This window comes from Nocardioides sp., from assembly GCF_041600255.1.
Taxonomy (GTDB): domain Bacteria; phylum Actinomycetota; class Actinomycetes; order Propionibacteriales; family Nocardioidaceae; genus Nocardioides.
On sequence record NZ_JBFIKK010000070.1, the window covers coordinates 1 to 17,775 of the forward strand.

A 17,775-nucleotide genomic window follows, 5' to 3' on the forward strand; every position below is an offset into this window, starting at 1 on the left:
CGCCGAGCCCGGCTACCCGGTGAAGCCCCTTGGCGCTGCCGCGGATTGGTCGGTGGGAGTTGCGGCCGGCGGGGTGGCGGCTGTGAAGACGCGGGGGGCCTCGTGGCCGATCGGAACATGGCATCCAGCTGCAGGCAGGCCTCTTGGGCGATGTGCGGAGGCAGGACTACCGGGCGACTCGTCAACATCTCCAGCAGATTGCTGGTCGAGGTGACGATGACGTCGCGTGCCCACCCGGTGAGCGGGTCCGGACGTACGAAGCAGAGGACCGGATAGACGTGCTGGGGGATCACCACTGGAACCACCTGGCTCACGGCGATTGCGGCCTCTGCAGCGCCGAATACCGCGGCCTCGCGGGATCGACCGTTCTGTCGCAGGACGTTCTCTCGGACCGTGATCGAGCCGGACCAGTTCTTGGAGTCGATGACGAATACCCCCGTGGGACCGACCACCACGTGGTCGACGTTGGCGTACTGGCGACCTGGCCAGCGAACATCGTGGAAGACCGTCCAGGCGTGGCGCGGCAAAGAAGCCAGCACATCTGCCGTCGCCTGCTCACCCTCCGCCCCGCGTTCCCAGAGCTCAGCCGAGCGCTGCAGCGCCTCGCCCTTCGCGCGCATGCGACGCGCCGCTTCACGTGCTGATTCCCCCGCCACGTCTCGTCCCCTCAGATGCCCGTGCAGAGAAGCTCGGGGTGCCCGATTGCGGGGTACGCGCGGACCCCGTCCGGTGAGGTGTTCCGGGCCTGCACGCTGATCCGGTACGGCATCGCCAGGGCGATCTCGGCCTGCTCCACCATGCCGGGCGTGAGCCTCGATGACGTCCAGGCGATGGTGGTCTCGTCCGCGACGAGGGTGATCTCGGCGCTGGAGCCGTCGGCAGAGCTGTCGGTCACCCCGAAGTCGCCCCTGAAGGCCCGGCAGTGTCGTCCGGGCGTGTGCCGGGACTCCCACGTCGGGTAAGTGCCGTAGCCGTGCCAGCCCTTGTACTGCGCACCGTTCATGGCGAAGGACGAGTACTCCGCAGATGACGTTCCGGGAGTTGAGTAGTACGACGCGAAAGACCCGAGCCTCACCCACCGCCACACCGTCACCCGAGCGGCCCGCGACGTCACCGGTTTGCCCGTTGCGTAGGCGACGGACGCGCGGTATCGCTCGGCGTTGTGGTCGGTGGCGACCACGGTGAACTGCAGCGAACTCCTTCCGGCGACCCTGCGCTTCTTCACAGCGGTCCAACTGACTCCGCCCCACAAGTCGGTCGTCTCCTTGAAGAGCTGCACCGACCGCGCCTTGCCCGCCGACCCGACCTTGACGGTGACGGTCATCCGACCGCCCTCCACCGCCTCCTTCGGCAGCTGCAATGACACGCGGGGGCGTGCCGAAGCCGAGCTCGGCCGATCAGCCCCCGCAGCTCCGTCCGAGGAACTGGATGAGCCAGTGGCAGCGGCCGAGCCGCCCACCATGAGAGCAGCGATCAGGAGCAGAGCTCCGGCACTTCGAGACACAGGCTCCTCCGGAGCAACAGATGCGGCAATAAGCGATCACCAGGGGTATCGGCACCCCGTTCGAAGACTTGACCTCTCCGAACCGACCTCTGAGCGCACCTCGCGAGCGCGCAACAAGAGGCCCCGGTGAGCACTCGCTCACCGGGGCCTCTCGCCAGTTCACATCAGGATCAGCTGCAGCCGGACGTGCTCCCACAGCCTTCACACACGTAGCAGGACCCGGCGGGGCGCATCTTCGTGCCGCAGGTCATGCAGAGCGGCGAGTCGACCGCGGTGCCGGTGAGCTTCTCGAAGAGCTCGGCGGAGGTGCGGGCCTCCTGGCCACCCTCCTCGCGGACCACCTTCGGCGCCTCCTCGACGACGGGGGCGGCCTCGACGACCGAGTCGAGTTCGATCAGCTCGGCAGCGGAGCCGGTCTCCTCGAGGGGCTCGTACGAGCCGGTCTCGAGGTGGCGCTGGCGCTCCTCGGCCGAGTAGATGCCCAGGCCCGCACGCTGCTCGAAGGACAGGTAGTCCAGGGCCAGACGGCGCCAGACGTAGTCCATCAGCGACTGCGCCATCCGCACGTCCGGGTCGTCGGTCAGACCGGCCGGCTCGAAGCGCAGGTTGGTGAACTTCGCGACGTACGTCTCCAGCGGGACGCCGTACTGCAGGCCGATGCTGACCGCGATCGAGAAGGCGTCCATCACGCCGGCCAGGGTCGAGCCCTGCTTGCCGAGCTTCAGGAAGACCTCGCCGAGCTGGCCGTCGTCGTGGGCACCGGAGGTCATGTACCCCTCGGCGCCGCCGACGGTGAACGACGTGGTGCGCGAGACCCGCGACTTCGGCAGGCGCTTGCGGGTCGGGGCGTAGACGACCTTCTCCACGACCTTGGTCTCGACCTCGGCAGCCTCGCCGGCGTTGGAGTCCTGACCCTTGTTGTCGCCCTTGCCGGTGGCGAGCGGCTGACCGACCTTGCAGTTGTCGCGGTAGACGGCGGTCGCCTTGAGACCGAGCTTCCACGACTGCAGGTAGATGTCCTCGATCTCCTCGACCGTGGCGTCCTCGGGCAGGTTGACCGTCTTGCTGATCGCGCCGGAGAGGAACGGCTGGCAAGCCGCCATCATCCGCACGTGGCCCATCGGCTTGAGGGCACGCGCACCCATCGCGCAGTCGAAGACCTCGTAGTGCTCCTGCTTGAGGCCCGGCGCGTCGATCACGTGACCGTGCTCGGCGATGTAGGCGACGATCGCCTCGACCTGCTCGGGCTGGTAGCCCATCTTGCGCAGCGCGCGCGGCACGGTCTGGTTGACGATCTGCATCGAGCCGCCGCCGACGAGCTTCTTGAACTTCACCAGGGAGAAGTCGGGCTCGATGCCGGTGGTGTCGCAGTCCATCATGAAGCCGATGGTCCCGGTCGGGGCGAGCACCGAGGCCTGCGCGTTGCGGAAGCCGTTCTTCGCGCCGATCTCCTGGACGTCCGCCCAGGCCTTGGTCGCGAGCTTGTGGACCTGGCTGTCCGCGATGCCGAGCGTGCGCACGGTGTCGTTGGCGGCCTGGTGCTTGCGCATGACCCGCTTGTGGGCGTCGGCGTTGCGGGCGTAGCCGGCGTACGGGCCGACGACGCCGGCGAGCTCACCGGAGCGCTTGTAGGAGACACCGGTCATCAGCGAGGTGATTGCACCGGCCATCGCCCGGCCGCCGTCGGAGTCGTAGCCCAGACCCATCGCCATCAGCAGCGCGCCGAGGTTGGCGTAGCCGATGCCGAGCTGGCGGTAGTTGCGGGTGGTCTCACCGATCGACTCGGTCGGGAAGTCCGCGAAGCAGATCGAGATGTCCATCGCGGTGATGATCACCTCGACGGCCTTCGCGAAGAGCTCGCCGTCGAAGGTGTCGTCGTCCTTGAGGAACTTCAGCAGGTTCAGCGAGGCCAGGTTGCACGAGGAGTTGTCCAGCGACATGTACTCCGAGCAGGGGTTCGACGCGGTGATCCGGCCCGTCTCGGGGTTGGTGTGCCAGTCGTTGATCGTGTCGTCGTACTGCAGACCCGGGTCGGCGCACTCCCAGGCGGCCTGGGAGATCTTGGTGAACAGCTCGCGGGCATCGACCATCTCGATGACCTCGCCGTTCTTGCGACCGCGCAGCGCGAACTCGGCGCCGTCCTCGACCGCGCGCATGAACTCGTCCGAGACGCGGACCGAGTTGTTGGCGTTCTGGTACTGCACGGAGGTGATGTCGGCGCCGCCGAGGTCCATGTCGAAGCCGGCGTCACGCAGCGCACGGATCTTGTCCTCCTCACGCGCCTTGGTCTCGACGAACTCGACGATGTCGGGGTGGTCGACGTCCAGGACGACCATCTTGGCCGCACGACGCGTGGCGCCGCCCGACTTGATGGTGCCGGCGGAGGCGTCCGCACCGCGCATGAAGGAGACGGGGCCCGAGGCGGTGCCACCGGAGGAGAGGAGCTCCTTCGACGAGCGGATCCGCGACAGGTTCAGGCCGGCACCGGAGCCGCCCTTGAAGATGAAGCCCTCCTCCTTGTACCAGTTCAGGATGGAGTCCATCGAGTCGTCGACCGAGAGGATGAAGCAGGCCGAGACCTGCTGCGGGGACTGGGTGCCGACGTTGAACCACACGGGAGAGTTGAACGAGAAGTACTGGTTGACCAGCAGCCAGGTCAGCTCGCGCTCGAAGAGCTCGGCGTCGGCGGGGGTCGCGAAGTAGCCGTGGTCCTCACCGCCCTTGCGGTAGGTCTTCACGACGCGGTCGACCAGCTGGCGCAGGCTCCACTCGCGCTCCTCGGAGCCGACGGCACCGCGGAAGTACTTCGTGGTCACGATCGTGCTGGCGTTGACCGACCAGAAGTCGGGGAACTCGACCCCGCGCTGCTCGAAGACGGCCGCGCCGGTCTTCCAGTTGGTCTGGACGACGTCGCGTCGCTCCCAGGTGATCTCGTCGTACGGGTGGACTCCTTCGGTGCTGAAGACGCGCTCGATCTTCAGGCCACCAGCGGTGGCGCCGTCGGTCTCGCTGGTCGTGCCACTCACCGTCTCGGTCATGGAATCTCCTCTGTCCTGTCCCGTGTCACTGAAATCGTCGGTCGTGCTGGGGGGTTTGTCGTTGAAAGGGCTGCTCGTGCGGGGAAATGCTGGGGGTAGGTCCAGGTTGCCCGGGACCACCGACAGGTGGTGCGCCCGGCACGCAGCTTCCCCACTACGTGCCGGGCGGATCGGGGTCAGCCGCTGGGGGCTGAGGGGGTGGTGACGAGCTCGGCGAGCGGGGCGCGCTCGGCGCGCAGCATCGCGATCTCGTCCTCGAAGTCGTCGGCCGACTCGAAAGCGCGGTAGACGCTCGCGAACCGGAGGTAGGCGACCTCGTCGAGGACGCGCAGGGGACCCAGGATCGCCAGGCCCACCTCGTGAGCAGGCACCTCGGCGAGACCTCCACCGCGCAGTGCGTCCTCCACGGCCTGACCGAGACAGGCCAGGTCGTCCTCCGAGACCGGACGACCCTTGCACGCCTTGCGCACGCCGGCGACGGCCTTCTCCCGAGTGAAGGGCTCCGTCGCGCCGGACCGCTTGACCACGGTCAGCTGCATCTGCTCGACGGTCGTGAAGCGCTTCGCGCAGACCGAGCAGGTACGCCGACGGCGGATCGAACCGCCGTCGTCGGCCACCCGCGAGTCGAGGACCCGGGTGTCGAGGTGACGGCAGTACGGACAGTGCACGGGAGCTCCTCTCGCGAGTTCAGGCGTCGCCACAGAGACCCCCAGGAGGGCCTGCAGCTTGTGGATATCAGGGGTCTTACTGTGGACAACAAGCAGTTACCTGTGAGTCATCCCCACCCGGTCTGTGAACTAGATGTGGATAACTACACCCGTGTAAGTACTAGATGTTGTGGTTACCGTACGCCCCGAGCAGACGGCTTCGCAAGTGCTCGGTGAACATTGGTGGGACTCAGGTCACACGCCCGGCAAACCCGCAGGTCAGCGGCTCGCACGGCCGCGGAAATAGTCCGAACGGGTGGTGTGTCGCCGGGGTACGGACTAGCTCGGGCGACGCGCTCCGGACAGCTCGTGGGCGAACCACGCGCGGGTCCCCGACGCATCGCTCTGCGACCCCCAGCGATCGGCGATCGCCTCGACCAGGAGCAACCCGCGGCCGTACACCGCGAGTTCGTCGCGACTCGGCGCCGCGACCGCCTCCGCGACGCTGCGCGGGCCGCCGACATCGCGGACCACGACCGTCAGCACCTCGCGCTCCAGCCGGACGGTCAGCTCGGCCCCGCTGTGCGCGTGCATCACCACGTTGGTGACCAGTTCGGAGAGGCAGAGCTGGGCGTTGTCGCTGGTCTCGTCGTCGACCCCCCAGGCAGCGAGCGTCTCTCGCAGGAAACGACGCGCCACCCCCGCCGAGCGGGGCTCGCCGTCCAGGACGACGCCGGCCTGGCGCACGTCGAACTCGTCGCCGGGATCGGGCAGTGGGCCGTCCCCCCACTCGGGCTCGCGCACCGCCCGCATCCGGCGTACGGCGTCCGCGATCCGCCCGGCCAACGCCAGCAGCAGCTGCCCCTGGTCGTCGGCGAACTCCTGCGGCTCGTCGTAGAAGAGCACCAGGCCGCCGATCGCCGAGCCGGTCCCCGGCAGCGGTACGGCGGCCAGCGCCGCGGTCGACTCCTCGCGCTGGCGCGCCACCACGCCCGGGAAGCGCGACTCGAGAGCCGCCAGGTCGGCGAAGATCGTGCCCCCGGTGCGCACCACCTCGGTCAGGGGTACGTCGTCATAGGCATCGATGTGGCACCACTGCGGATCATGGAGCCGGTCGCTGGAGAGGAAGCGCACCCGACGCCCGCCACCCTCGCAGAGCCCCAGGCCGACCCGCCTGACGCCCGGCAGCGACGCCAGCGCACCCAGCGCCCCGACTGCCAGCGTCTCCAGGTCCGGGGCCTTCGTCACTGCCCGGTCGAGCCGTAGCCAGGCGTCGTCCGGAGACGCGGGCGAGCTCGCCGAGGAGCCCGCCACCGTCGACCTTCCGTCAGCCTGCACCCGTTCAGGGTAAAGGAATCCCGCACGAGCCGCGGAGCGGTGAACGGGTTGCGGGTCACTCCCCCACACACGAGCCCCATCCGACACAATGTCCGCGTGGGGCACCAGGGGAAGCGAGCGGGATCGCGCAAGGCTGCCCGCTCGAGGCGCTCCCTGCCCGCCCTCCCGGCGATCCCGGTGCCCCTGCTCGGCCTGGCCGCGGGCGTCACCCTCGCGGTGGTCGCCTGGGGGTACCTGGTCAAGGCCGCCATCGACTTCGGCGCCTCGGCGCGCAGCGGACAGTCCGGCGCGTGGGGGTTCCTCGCGCTGGCCTCGCTGGGAGCCGTCGCCTGCCTGTTCATCGCGATGATGCTGATCGCCCGGCTGTTCCGGCACCTCGGCCTGGGAGCTGCCACCCCGAGCCCGACCCCGCCGGCCGAGAACGGCGACCACCCCGCGCCCGACTCCCCCACGGCAGCGACACCCACCCCGCCGCGCCTGCCCGGCGGGCGTCGCGCCGCCCGCTGACTCAGCGGTCCGGCCAGAAATGCCGCGAAGGGCGGGGCCACTGGGCCCCGCCCTCCGTCTTCCCCGGCCCATCAGCCGGGGTCGAGTCGGCTGATGAAGGTCTGTGTGGCTCTACTGCTGCAGCGGCACCCGGAGCCGCTGGCCGGCCTGGACCATCGTGGTCTCGAGCGCGTTCAGCCGCTCGATCCGGCCGACCATCTCCCGGACGTCGCCGTCACCGGCCACCTCGGAGGCGATCCCCCACAGCGTCTCGCCGGTCCCGACCATCACCACGCGGGTGGGCTCGGGCGTACCGGCCTCGTCGGTCGCCGCGGAGACGCTGGCGATCGCGATCCCGATCGTGAGCACCACCAGCAGCGCCAGCACGAACACCGCCAGGCGGCCGCGCCGGGTCAGTCGGACCTGGCCGGGCCGGCGGGGCGCCGAGGCGCTCCACGCCATCGTGGTGGTGGTGGGGCTGGTCATCGTGATGGTGCTCATCGGACCTCCTGGGGAAGTGGCGGTCAGCCGTGGATCCTGCGTCGATCACCTGTCTAACGGTGGCCACCGACAGTCCCGCTCCGGCGCCGCCGTTCGATCAGACGTTCGATCGAACATGTGTGCGACATTAGAGCAGGTGTTCGAATCCGACAACCCGACACGCCGAACGTCTGTTCGAGCGCCGGATGCGCCGAGATGACTCCCCCGGGGGATGGTCATGGTCCGGTCGATGCGCCAGAGATGGCCCGAACGGGCCATGTCGCAGCGACGATCGGACAGGATAGAAAGGACGTGGAGGCGCGCCCGGCACCCGGAGCGACCCACGCAAGGTGACCGGCCGGAAGAGTCCCCCTTGACCGGCCGGTCACAGCAGGGGTCATCCGAAGGACCAGCGCCTCACGGTCCCCGTGTTGCGGGACCCATGGACACGACCCGGGGGGGGTCGTAGCCCAGTGGCCGGCGCGTTTTGTTGATGGCGCGCCGGCCCTGGGCGGTCCTGTTCTCGGAGCCCTAGCGACCCGCGCGCTTGTCCAGCGCCCGCCGACCCTGCGCTGCGAAGAGGCCGGTGCCTCGCCGTGCCACCGACGGCGCCAGCGCCGCGATCCGTACGACGCCACCGCGCCACCCCGGCACGCTGCGCACCACCCGCGAGCTGCCGACCAGTCCGACCGCTGCGTCGGCGACCTGGTCCACCGAGAGGATCGGCCCACCGGAGTGCACCAGCAGGTTGCCCAGCCCGCCGGGCGTCTGCGCGTCCAGCATCGCGGTCTGCACGCCATCGGGACAGACCGCGTGCACCCGGATCCCGTCCGGGGTCTCGGCGTCCACCGACATCGTGGCCGAGACCAGCCCCGCCTTGGAGGCGGCGTACACGGTGTAGCCGGGGACCGGACCGAGTCCGGCCAGCGACGCCGTGTTCACGATGTCGCCCCCACGCGCGCCGAAGGCCGCCACCGCCGTCCGCATCCCCCACAGGGCGCCGAGCAGGTTGACCTCGACCAGACGGCGGACGACCTCCTCCGACATCTCCGCCAGGGTGCCGTCGTCGCCGACGCCGGCGTTGTTGAACCAGGCGACCAGCTCGCCGTGGCTCGCCGCGACCTCGGCGGCGGCGACGTGGGCCGCCGGGTCCCGCACGTCGTGGGCCAGGCCGGCGACGGCACCGATCTCGGTCGCGGTCCGCTGCGCGCCGGCGCCGTCCACGTCGGTCACCACGACCCGGTGGCCGCGGGCCACCATCCGCTCGGCGATCCCCCGGCCGATCCCTCGGGCTGCCCCGGTGACGACGACGCTGGTGCTCCTCGGCTCAGTCATGGCCGGAGTCAACCAGACCCCGTCGTGTCCCACCGGCGAGTCGACGACACGCCGTTCGAACAGATGTTTGAATTGCGCCGCCCGCATCACTAACGTGAGGGCACCGAGCCCGGGCGATCCCGAGCGAACGGCAGCGATCGGGAGGCATGCAGCATGGCCAGCAACAGGACCACCGGCACCGGCTCGACCGGCAACGTCAGCGAGCTCCCCGACGGCCCCCCCGACGCCACCGGACTGACCCCACGACAGATGCGCGTGCTCGCCACGATCAAGGACGCCATCGAGGTCCGCGGCTACCCGCCCAGCATGCGCGAGATCGGTGAGGCCGTCGGGCTCACCAGCTCCTCCAGCGTGGCCCACCAGCTCAAGGTGCTCGAGCAGAAGGGGTTCCTCAAGCGCGACCCCAACCGCCCCCGCGCCCTCGAGGTGTTCCTGCCCGAGGTGATGGCGGCGCGTCGCTCGATCTCCTCGGCCGAGGAGACGTCGTACGACGAGACCGGCATCGGCGACGCCATGCCCAGCGCGACGTACGTCCCGATGGTCGGTCGGATCGCCGCCGGCGGCCCGATCCTGGCCGAGGAGCGCGTCGAGGAGGTCTACCCGCTGCCCCAGTCGCTGGTGGGCGACGGCACGCTCTTCATGCTCGAGGTGGCCGGCGACTCGATGATCGACGCCGCCATCTGCAACGGCGACTACGTCGTGATCCGCCAGCAGCCCACCGCCAACAACGGCGAGATCGTGGCCGCGATGATCGACGGCGAGGCCACGGTCAAGACCTTCCAGCGCAAGGACGGCCAGGTCTGGCTGCTCCCGCACAACGACGCCTACGAGCCGATCGACGGCACCCACGCCACCATTCTGGGCAAGGTCACCGCGGTGCTGCGGCGCGTCTGAGGGGCGCTCGTCCCGGCTCCGCCCAGAGGGATCGACGCGGGTGACGGTCGCGCCGCCGGTCGGTGAACGGACGGTGCTCACACCGTGTCGCTAGTAGCCTCCGCCGCGGTCTCTCGTTGAATACCGATGTGAGCATCCCCCCAGACGTCACCACCACGCCCCTGGCGCGCCCCCTGGGTCGCCGTACCGTCCTGGCGGGCGGGACCGTCGGAGCCGGCATCGCTGGCGCGGCGACCCTGGCCGGCAGCTCCACCGCCCAGGCTGCGGAGAGCGAATCGGCCCGCCCGGGCAGCGCATCGATCTTCGCCCACGGCGTCGCCTCCGGCGACCCGCTGCCCCGGGCCTGCGTGATCTGGACCCGGGTCACGCCGACCCCCGAGAGCACGCCCGGCTCCGGCGCCGGCCCGAAGGTGACCGTGACCTGGGAGGTGGCCAAGGACAGTCGCTTCCGCAAGGTCGTCCGGCGTGGCCGGTTCGTGACCAGCGCCAGCCGCGACCACACGGTCAAGGTCGACGTGACCCGCCTCAAGCCGGAGACCTGGTACCACTACCGCTTCACGCTCAAGGGCGTCCACAGCCGCGTCGGTCGCCTCCGGACCGCGCCGGCCCGCAAGTCGCTGCCCGATAACCTGCGCCTCGGCGTCGTCTCCTGCGCGAACCTCCAGGCCGGCTGGTTCAGCGCCTACCGCGGCCTCGCGGCCCGCGACGACCTGCACGCGGTGGTCCACCTCGGCGACTACCTCTACGAGTACGCACCCGGGCGCTACGGCTACGGCCGGTCGAACGTCGACATCCGCTCCCACGAGCCGGCCCACGAGATGGTCTCGCTCGCCGACTACCGGCAGCGGCACGCGCAGTACAAGCGCGACGAGGACCTCCAGGACCTGCACGCGAAGTACCCCTGGATCGTCACCTGGGACGACCATGAGGTCACCAACGACCAGTGGGACGACGGCGCGGAGAACCACCAGCCCGACGAGGGCGACTACCTGGTCCGCCGGGCCCGCGCCCATCGTGCGTACGACGAGTGGATGCCGTGCCGGATGAACGACACCGCCGCCCTCGGTGACGGCGCCCGCCTCTACCGGCGCCTGCAGTTCGGTCGCCTGGTCGAGCTCAGCATGCTGGACCTGCGCACCTACCGCTCCGAGCCGGTGCACACCACCACGCCGCCCCCGGTGCCCGCACCCGACGGCGGGGTCAGCGACCCTGATCGCACCATCCTGGGCCGCCAGCAGCTGCGCTGGCTGAAGAAGTCGCTGGTGTCGAAGAAGGCGCAGTGGAAGCTGATCGGCAACCCGGTGATGATCGCCCCGGTCACCTTCGGCTCGCTTCCCGAGCGGCTCGTCGAGCAGGTCAACGACGTCACCGGACTGCTGCCCGAGGACGGACTGCCCTACAACGTCGACCAGTGGGACGGCTACACCCACGACCGGCACGAGGTCTTCAACCAGATCCGCAACCACCAGGTGAAGGACGCCCTCTTCATCACCGGCGACATCCACTCCGGGTGGGCGTGCGAACTGCCCTACGACACCTCCACGTACCCGGTCGGCGACTCCGCCGGCGTGGAGTTCGTCTGCTCCTCGGTCACCTCGAACAACCTCAAGGACATCACCGGAGACCCCTCCGGCGTCACCAGCACGGTCGTCGAGGAAGGGATCAAGGCGAACAACCGCCACATCAAGTACCTCGACTTCGACAGCCACGGGTTCTCGGTCCTCGACCTGAACGCCGACCGGGCCCAGATGGACTGGTTCGTGATCGGCGACCGGGCCGACAAGGACACCCCGATCACCTGGTCCACCTCGTACAAGACCGAGTCCGGCACGGGCCGGGTCACCAAGGTCGACAAGCCGGTAGGTGCCTGATGTGTGAACCGACGAACCACGAGCCCGGCAAGGCCTTCGCCGAGGGGATGGCCGCGGTCCGCACCGGTCGCCGTACCCTCCTGCAGGCCGGCGCGGCGGGGATGCTGTTCTCGACCGCGGTCGCCGCGCCCGCCGAGGCTGCTCGCCGTGCGGCACCCCGGGTGCGGCCCGACACGAAGCGTCGGGCCTACGTCCTGGTCGTCGACGGCTGCCGCCCCGACGAGATCACCGCCTCGGTCACGCCGCACCTGTTCGCGCTGCGCGAGGGCGGACTGCACCACCCGCGGGCCTCCGCGATGCCGGTGATGGAGACCATCCCGAACCACGTGATGATGATGACCGGGGTGCGGCCCGACCGGACCGGCGTACCGGCCAACTCGATCTACGACCGCGCCGAGGGCAAGGGCCGCACGATGGACCGGCCCGAGGACATCAAGGCCGTCACCGTCATCGAGCAGCTCAACCAGCGTGGCTTCACCACGGGCACCGTGCTGAGCAAGGACTACCTGTACGGCGTCTTCGGCGAGCGGCCCACCCACCGGTGGGAGCCCGCGCCGATCATCCCCGTCTCCGGACACGCCCCCGACCTGTTCACGATGAACGCCACGCTGTCGATGATCGAGGAGTTCGACCCGCACCTGGTCTTCGTGAACCTCGGCGACATCGACCGGATGGGGCACAGCGACTTCACCGGCACCAACGTGCGCCTCGCCCGCCAGGTCGCCCTGGCGGACACCGACGCGCTGGTCGGCCGGTTCGTCGACATGCTGAAGTCCAGCGGTCGCTGGGAGGACTCGATCGTGATCGTGGTGGCCGACCACTCGATGGACTGGTCCGACCCGGACCGCCTGGTCAGCCTCCAGCCGGTCCTGCAGGCCGACCCGCTGCTGGCCGGGAACATCCAGATCGAGGACAACGGTGGCGCCGACCTCGTCTACTGGACCGGCCCTGACAGCCAGCGCAACCAGGCGATCAAGCGGATCCGCCAGCTCGCCCGCGGCGTCGACGGCGTCCTCGTCGCGCACCGGCGCGACAAGCCGTGGCTGCGGCTGGGCCCCGAGGCCGGCGACGTGGTCGTCTTCTGCAAGGCCGGGTGGCGCTTCAGCGACCCCAATCAGCTCTCCAACCCGATCCCCGGCAACCACGGGCACCCCGCCACCCGTCGGATCCCGTTCTTCATCGGCGGCGGTCACCCGAACGTGCCGCAGGGCAAGAACTCCTCGGCGGGCGCCCACACCGTCGACGTCGCACCCACGGTCGCGGCGTTCTTCGGGATCCGTCGTACGCCGGGTGGCTGGGACGGGCGCAACCGGCTCCGACCCGGGCGTGCGCTGATCTGACAGTCGGGTCAGCCGCGGGCGGTCGCGGCCAGCCGGGACAGCGCCTTGCGGACGATGGCCGGGTCGGTTGTCGTCCACATCGGCGGCAGGCTGGCCTTGAGGAAGCCGCCGTACCGGGCGGTCGCCAGGCGCGGGTCGAGGACGGCCACGACGCCGCGGTCGGACGTCGTCCGGATCAGGCGGCCGGCGCCCTGGGCGAGCAGCAGCGCGGCGTGCGTGGCGGCGACCTGCATGAACCCGTTGCCGCCGGCCTTGTCGGCCGCCTTCTGGCGCGCGCTCATCAGCGGGTCGTCGGGGCGCGGGAACGGGATCCGGTCGATCAGCACCAGCTGGCAGGTCGCTCCCGGTACGTCGAGCCCCTGCCAGAGGCTGAGCGTGCCGAAGAGACACGTGTGCGGGTCGCTGACGAACTGCTTGGCGAGCTCGGGCAGCTGGGCGTCGCCCTGGGCGAGCGTGGTCAGGTGCGGCAGCCGCTCCCGGACGGCCTCGGCCGCGGCCTCGGCGGCGCGCCGGCTGGAGAAGAGACCCAGGGTGCGGCCCTCGGCGGCGTCGACCAGCTCCACGATCTCGTCCAGCTGGGCCTGGCCCAGACCATCGCGGCCGGGCGGCGGCAGGTGCCGGGCGAGGTAGAGGATGCCCTGCTGGCCGTAGTCGAAGGGTGAACCGACGTCGATCCCGCGCCAGGGCAGGGCGTCGACGGCCTGGCTGGGCGGGTCGTCGATCACCCGCTCGGACGGCTTGAGCCCGACGTTGGTGGCGACGGCCGAGAAGTCGCCGCCCAGCATCAGGGTGGCCGAGGTGAACACCACCGTCTTGTCGGTCAGCAGCTTGTCGCGCATCTGGCCCCAGACCTGCAGTGGCGCGACGCAGAGCCGCGGCGGGATCCGGTCGCCGCCCTCGCTGAGCCAGAGCACGTCGGAGTCCAGGTCCGCGGCCATCCGCTCGGCGTTGACGAAGATCTCCTGCACCGACCCCTTGGCCTGGGTGCGGCCGGCGTCCGCGCCGCCGGCCTCGCCGGAGCCGGTGGCAGGCTCCTTCGGGAACGCCGAGAGGCAGGCGCGGGCGGCATCGCGGACCAGGACCAGGGCGTCGCTCATCTGCTGCGGGACGATCTCGAAGCGGCCGGGCCTGGCCTCGGCGATCGCGTCGCGCAGCGCCTCGGCGGCGTCGGAGAGCTCGTCGGCCTCGTCGCCGTCGACCCAGCGCTGGGCCCGCCGGGCGGCCCGCTCGACGTCGCCGACGCTGAGCTCGTCGGTGGCGGCCTGGGTGACCCGGGCGGTCAGCTCGTGGGCCTCGTCGATGACCACGACGTCGTACTCGGGGATCATCGGGACGCCCTCGATCGCGTCGATCGCGAGCAGGGAGTGGTTGGTGACGATCAGGTGGGAGCGGGCCGCCTTCTCCTTGGCCAGCTCGGCGAAGCACTCCTGCCCGAAGGGGCACTTGGCGGCCCCCAGGCAGTCGCGGTGGCCGACGCTGACCTGGCGCCACTCCCGGTCGGTGTGCCGCGGGGCGGCGTCACGCTCGCCGCTGCCCTTGCCGCTCGCCTCGGCCTCGGCCCACTCGCGCAGCTCGAGGACCTTCTTGGCCATCGACCCCTCGGGCACCTCGACCAGCACGCCCTGGTCGTCCGGGGCGCCCTCGCGGACCCGGTGCAGGCAGGCGTAGTTGGAGCGACCCTTGAGCACGGCGTACGACGCGTCGACGCCCTCGTGGCTGCCGTCGCCGACCGCCTCGACCAACCGGGGCAGGTCACGCTCGACGAGCTGGTGCTGCAGGGCGAGGGTGGCGGTGGCGACGACGACCCGCTTGCGGTGCAGCAGGCTCGGCACGAGGTAGGCCAGCGACTTGCCGGTGCCGGTGCCGGCCTGGACGAGCAGGTGGGTGCCGTCGACCATCGCGGCCGCCACGGCCTCGGCCATCTGCACCTGGCCGTCGCGCTGCTGGCCGCCGAGCTCGCGCACCGCGGCCGCGAGCACCTCGCGCACCTCGCGCACTGCGGGCCCGTCGCCGGCGGTGGGGGTGGCAGCGGGGCTGGCCGGGGGGCTGGCCGTGGGGCTGGCCGGGCGGGCAGGGGTCTCGGACACCAGAGAACCCTAGCCGCGCCCGGGGACAGCCCCTGACCTGCCACTTGTGGTTGCTGTTTGGGGCGCTGAGCTGCCAGTTGTGGTTGCTCCGCTGGGGGCCGACCTGCCAGTTGTGGTTGCTGATCAACCACAAGTGGCAGGTCAGCGGAGACCGGGCAGCTCCGACAGTGCAGCAGCGATCGCTGCGCCGAACGCCCGGTGGCCGTCCCGAGTCAGGTGCAGGCCGTCCGGGAGGTAGTCGTCCGCGCGGCCGGTCGCATCGACGTAGGCGATCCCGTGCTCATCGGCGAGCCGGCCGAGCACTGCATTGACCCGAGGTACGGCGGCAGCCCGGGCCGGCGCGATCGCCGGGCCGACGACCACAACCCGGTACCCCCGCAGCTCTCGCACCAGGTCCCGGAACCCCGCCTCGATCGCGGCCGTGCTCTGGTCGACGTCGTTCAGCCCGCCCTGGACCACCACCAGGTCGGCGCCGCGCGCGAGGGCCGCCGCCGACCGATCGGCGTACGACGCACCGGCGCAGCGGCTCGCCGTACGGCTGAAGCCGGAGCCGGAGAACCCGGCCACCCGGACGGCGCCCGGCAGCCGACTCGGCCAGGAGTGCGTCGGCTCGCGGAGTCCCGCGCCCACGGCCCAGGAGTCGCCGATCACCACGACCCGACGGCCCTCGCCGACCACGACGTCACGCGCCAGCGAGGCAGCGGCGTGGCGCTCGCACCCGGTCACGACGGCTCCACCCGCCGGGCCGGGCTGTCCGCCGGCCAGGAGCCCGGTGAGCAGCAGCCCGAGCACACCGCCCGCGATGGTGTGGCGTCGACGGAAGGTCACCCCTCCATGATCGGTGACCCGTCACTTGTGGTTGGCCAGAATCCACCGACCCGTCACTTGTGGTTGCGCCCGACCAACCACAACTGGCAGGTCAGCGGCTTGAGACCAACCACAACTGGCAGGTCAGTCGACTGCGTACGCCGCCAGCTCGCCGGCCAGGTCCTCGTGCGCCCGACCGGAGACCAGCGTCCCCTCGCCGGTGTGCTCCATCGTCGCGATCTCACCCTGCTGGTGGATCCGGTTGACCAGGTCGCCCCGGTCGTACGGCACCAGCGCCTTGAAGGCGACACCCGGGCGCGGCAGCTCGCTCTCGATGATCGCCAGCGCCTCGGCGATGCCCTCACCGGTCTTCGCGCTCACCACCACCGAGTGCGGTTCGCGCTGACGCAGCCGCGCCAGCACCATCGGGTCGGCCGCGTCGGCCTTGTTGATCACCACGAGCTCGGGCACCTTCGACGCCTCGATCTCCGCGAAGACCTCACGTACGGCGGCCAGCTGCCCCTCCGGGTCGGGGTGCGAGCCGTCGACGACGTGCAGGATCAGGTCCGAGTCGGCGACCTCCTCCAGCGTCGAGCGGAACGCCTCGACGAGCTGGTGGGGCAGGTGCCGGACGAAGCCGACCGTGTCGCTCATCGTGTAGACCCGGCCGTCACTGGTCGTGGTACGCCGCGTGGTCGGGTCCAGGGTCGCGAACAGCGAGTCCTCGACGAGCACCCCGGCGTTGGTCAGCCGGTTGAGCAGCGAGGACTTGCCGGCGTTGGTGTAACCCGCGATCGACACCGACGGGATGGCATGGCGCTGCCGCTCCTGCCGCTTGGTGTCACGCGTGCCCTTCATCTCCTTGAGCTCGCGCCGCAGCTTGGCGATCTTGGTGTTGATCCGTCGCCGGTCGGTCTCGATCTTGGTCTCACCGGGGCCACGACCGCCGATGCCGCCGCCGTCCGCGCCGACCCGGCCACCGGCCTGGCGGGAGAGCTGGCCACCCCACCCGCGCAGCCGCTGCTTCATGTAGTTGAGCTGCGCGAGCTCGGTCTGGGCGGTGGCCTCCCGCGACCTGGCGTGCTGGGCGAAGATGTCGAGGATCAGCGCGGTCCGGTCGACGACCTTGACCTTCAGCTTGTCCTCGAGGTTGCGCAGCTGGCTCGGCGCGAGCTCACCGTCACAGATCACCGTGTCCGCACCGGTCGCCTGGACGATCTCCCGGATGCCCTCGACCTTGCCGCGACCGACGTACGTCGCTGGGTCGGGCGACTGCCGACGCTGGTAGATCGCCTCGAGCACCTCGGAGCCGGCGGTCTCGGCGAGCAGCGCGAGCTCGGCCATCGAGTTCTCGGCGTCCTCCACGGTGCCCCCGGTCCACACGCCGACCAGGACGACCCGCTCCAGCCGGAGCTGGCGGTACTCGACCTCGCTGATGTCCTCGAGCTCGGTGGAGAGGCTGGCGACGCGACGCAGCGCGTGCCGCTCGGCCAACTCCATCGCGCCGGCGGTGGGCTCGGCCTCCTCCGGGTCGGGCTGGTCGGCCCAGTCACGGTCGGCCCAGTCACGGCCGGCCCCGTCACCGTCGGCCCCGTCACGCTCAGGGGTGTCCTCGACGGCCTCGGGGTCGTCCCAGTCCTCGGTGGCGTCGAGCTCGTCGTCGAGATTGAAGTCAGATGCATTCGTCATGGGTGACTCCAATGTAGGTCGCCCCACCAGCGGACGCGAACCCTTAACGCCCCGGCACCCGCCCAGATGGGCCATCGACAACACCCCGAGGGCCGGGCCAAGGTAAAGGTGCACTCCCTCGGGCGGGGTCGGGATCCGCCGGGTGCACCCTCGGGAGGGGTGGTCGCGTGCAGCGCATCATCGACTGGCTCGACGAACCGCGCGGTCGGATCGTCGGCGCCCTGCTGGTCGTCGGGCTGGCGGTCGGCGGCGTTCTCAC

General features: G+C 70.6%; 14 protein-coding genes. 4 read left to right on the top strand and 10 right to left on the bottom strand.

The annotated features are described in order from the left end of the window. The 5 genes from ABZE72_RS09855 to ABZE72_RS09875 form a co-directional block, all read right to left on the bottom strand. On the bottom strand, positions 1-620 hold a 620-nt coding region (locus tag ABZE72_RS09855; RefSeq protein ID WP_372728852.1), incomplete at its 3' end, for a nuclease-related domain-containing protein. A 47-nt stretch (positions 621-667) separates the two neighbouring features. Continuing rightward, positions 668-1,366, bottom strand: coding sequence for a hypothetical protein (locus ABZE72_RS09860; RefSeq protein WP_372728853.1), 699 nt, complete (start codon positions 1,364-1,366; stop codon positions 668-670). A gap of 308 nt (positions 1,367-1,674) precedes the next feature. Continuing rightward, on the bottom strand, positions 1,675-4,542 hold the full coding sequence (locus ABZE72_RS09865; RefSeq protein ID WP_372728854.1) for a vitamin B12-dependent ribonucleotide reductase: 2,868 nt from the start codon (positions 4,540-4,542) through the stop codon (positions 1,675-1,677). Positions 4,543-4,718: 176 nt separating this feature from the next. Next, positions 4,719-5,210 carry a transcriptional regulator NrdR gene (gene nrdR, locus ABZE72_RS09870; protein ID WP_372728855.1) on the bottom strand — a complete coding sequence of 164 codons (492 nt, stop codon included), beginning with the start codon at positions 5,208-5,210 and terminating at the stop codon, positions 4,719-4,721. A gap of 318 nt (positions 5,211-5,528) precedes the next feature. Further along, complete coding sequence (locus ABZE72_RS09875; protein ID WP_372728856.1) at positions 5,529-6,527, bottom strand: ATP-binding protein; 999 nt, start codon at positions 6,525-6,527, stop codon at positions 5,529-5,531. A gap of 96 nt (positions 6,528-6,623) precedes the next feature. On the opposite strand from ABZE72_RS09875, the gene ABZE72_RS09880 reads away from it, so the two are divergent. Continuing rightward, a complete protein-coding gene (locus ABZE72_RS09880; protein ID WP_372728857.1) occupies positions 6,624-7,034 on the top strand; it encodes a hypothetical protein in 411 nt (136 codons plus the stop codon). A 111-nt stretch (positions 7,035-7,145) separates the two neighbouring features. Here the strand turns inward: ABZE72_RS09880 and ABZE72_RS09885 are convergent, their stop codons facing one another. Both ABZE72_RS09885 and ABZE72_RS09890 read right to left on the bottom strand, forming a co-directional pair. After that, positions 7,146-7,514, bottom strand: coding sequence for a LysM peptidoglycan-binding domain-containing protein (locus ABZE72_RS09885; RefSeq protein WP_372728858.1), 369 nt, complete (start codon positions 7,512-7,514; stop codon positions 7,146-7,148). A gap of 510 nt (positions 7,515-8,024) precedes the next feature. After that, entirely contained in the window at positions 8,025-8,828 is an 804-nt protein-coding gene (locus ABZE72_RS09890; RefSeq protein WP_372728859.1) for an SDR family NAD(P)-dependent oxidoreductase, read from the bottom strand. 153 nt (positions 8,829-8,981) lie between these two features. On the opposite strand from ABZE72_RS09890, the gene lexA reads away from it, so the two are divergent. The 3 genes from lexA to ABZE72_RS09905 all read left to right on the top strand — a co-directional run bounded on the left by lexA (position 8,982) and on the right by ABZE72_RS09905 (position 12,933). Further along, entirely contained in the window at positions 8,982-9,722 is a 741-nt protein-coding gene (lexA, locus tag ABZE72_RS09895) for a transcriptional repressor LexA (protein ID WP_372728860.1), read from the top strand. Positions 9,723-9,850: 128 nt separating this feature from the next. Continuing rightward, complete coding sequence (locus ABZE72_RS09900) at positions 9,851-11,593, top strand: alkaline phosphatase (protein WP_372728861.1); 1,743 nt, start codon at positions 9,851-9,853, stop codon at positions 11,591-11,593. Continuing rightward, a complete protein-coding gene (locus ABZE72_RS09905; RefSeq protein WP_372728862.1) occupies positions 11,593-12,933 on the top strand; it encodes an alkaline phosphatase family protein in 1,341 nt (446 codons plus the stop codon). Before ABZE72_RS09900 ends, ABZE72_RS09905 begins: the two co-directional genes overlap by 1 nt. 8 nt (positions 12,934-12,941) lie before the next feature. On the opposite strand, the gene ABZE72_RS09910 is transcribed toward ABZE72_RS09905, so the two are convergent. The 3 genes from ABZE72_RS09910 to hflX all read right to left on the bottom strand — a co-directional run bounded on the left by ABZE72_RS09910 (position 12,942) and on the right by hflX (position 17,327). Beyond that, positions 12,942-15,020, bottom strand: a complete 2,079-nt coding sequence (locus ABZE72_RS09910; RefSeq protein WP_372728863.1) for an ATP-dependent DNA helicase — start codon at positions 15,018-15,020, stop codon at positions 12,942-12,944. Positions 15,021-15,161: 141 nt separating this feature from the next. Beyond that, positions 15,162-15,848 (bottom strand): SGNH/GDSL hydrolase family protein, encoded by a 687-nt coding sequence (locus ABZE72_RS09915; protein WP_372728864.1) that lies wholly within the window; start codon positions 15,846-15,848, stop codon positions 15,162-15,164. A gap of 123 nt (positions 15,849-15,971) precedes the next feature. Beyond that, the gene (gene hflX / locus ABZE72_RS09920) at positions 15,972-17,327 is read right to left on the bottom strand and encodes a GTPase HflX (RefSeq protein ID WP_372728865.1); all 1,356 of its coding nucleotides are present in this window, start codon (positions 17,325-17,327) and stop codon (positions 15,972-15,974) included. Between the last annotated feature and the right edge of the window lie 448 nt (positions 17,328-17,775).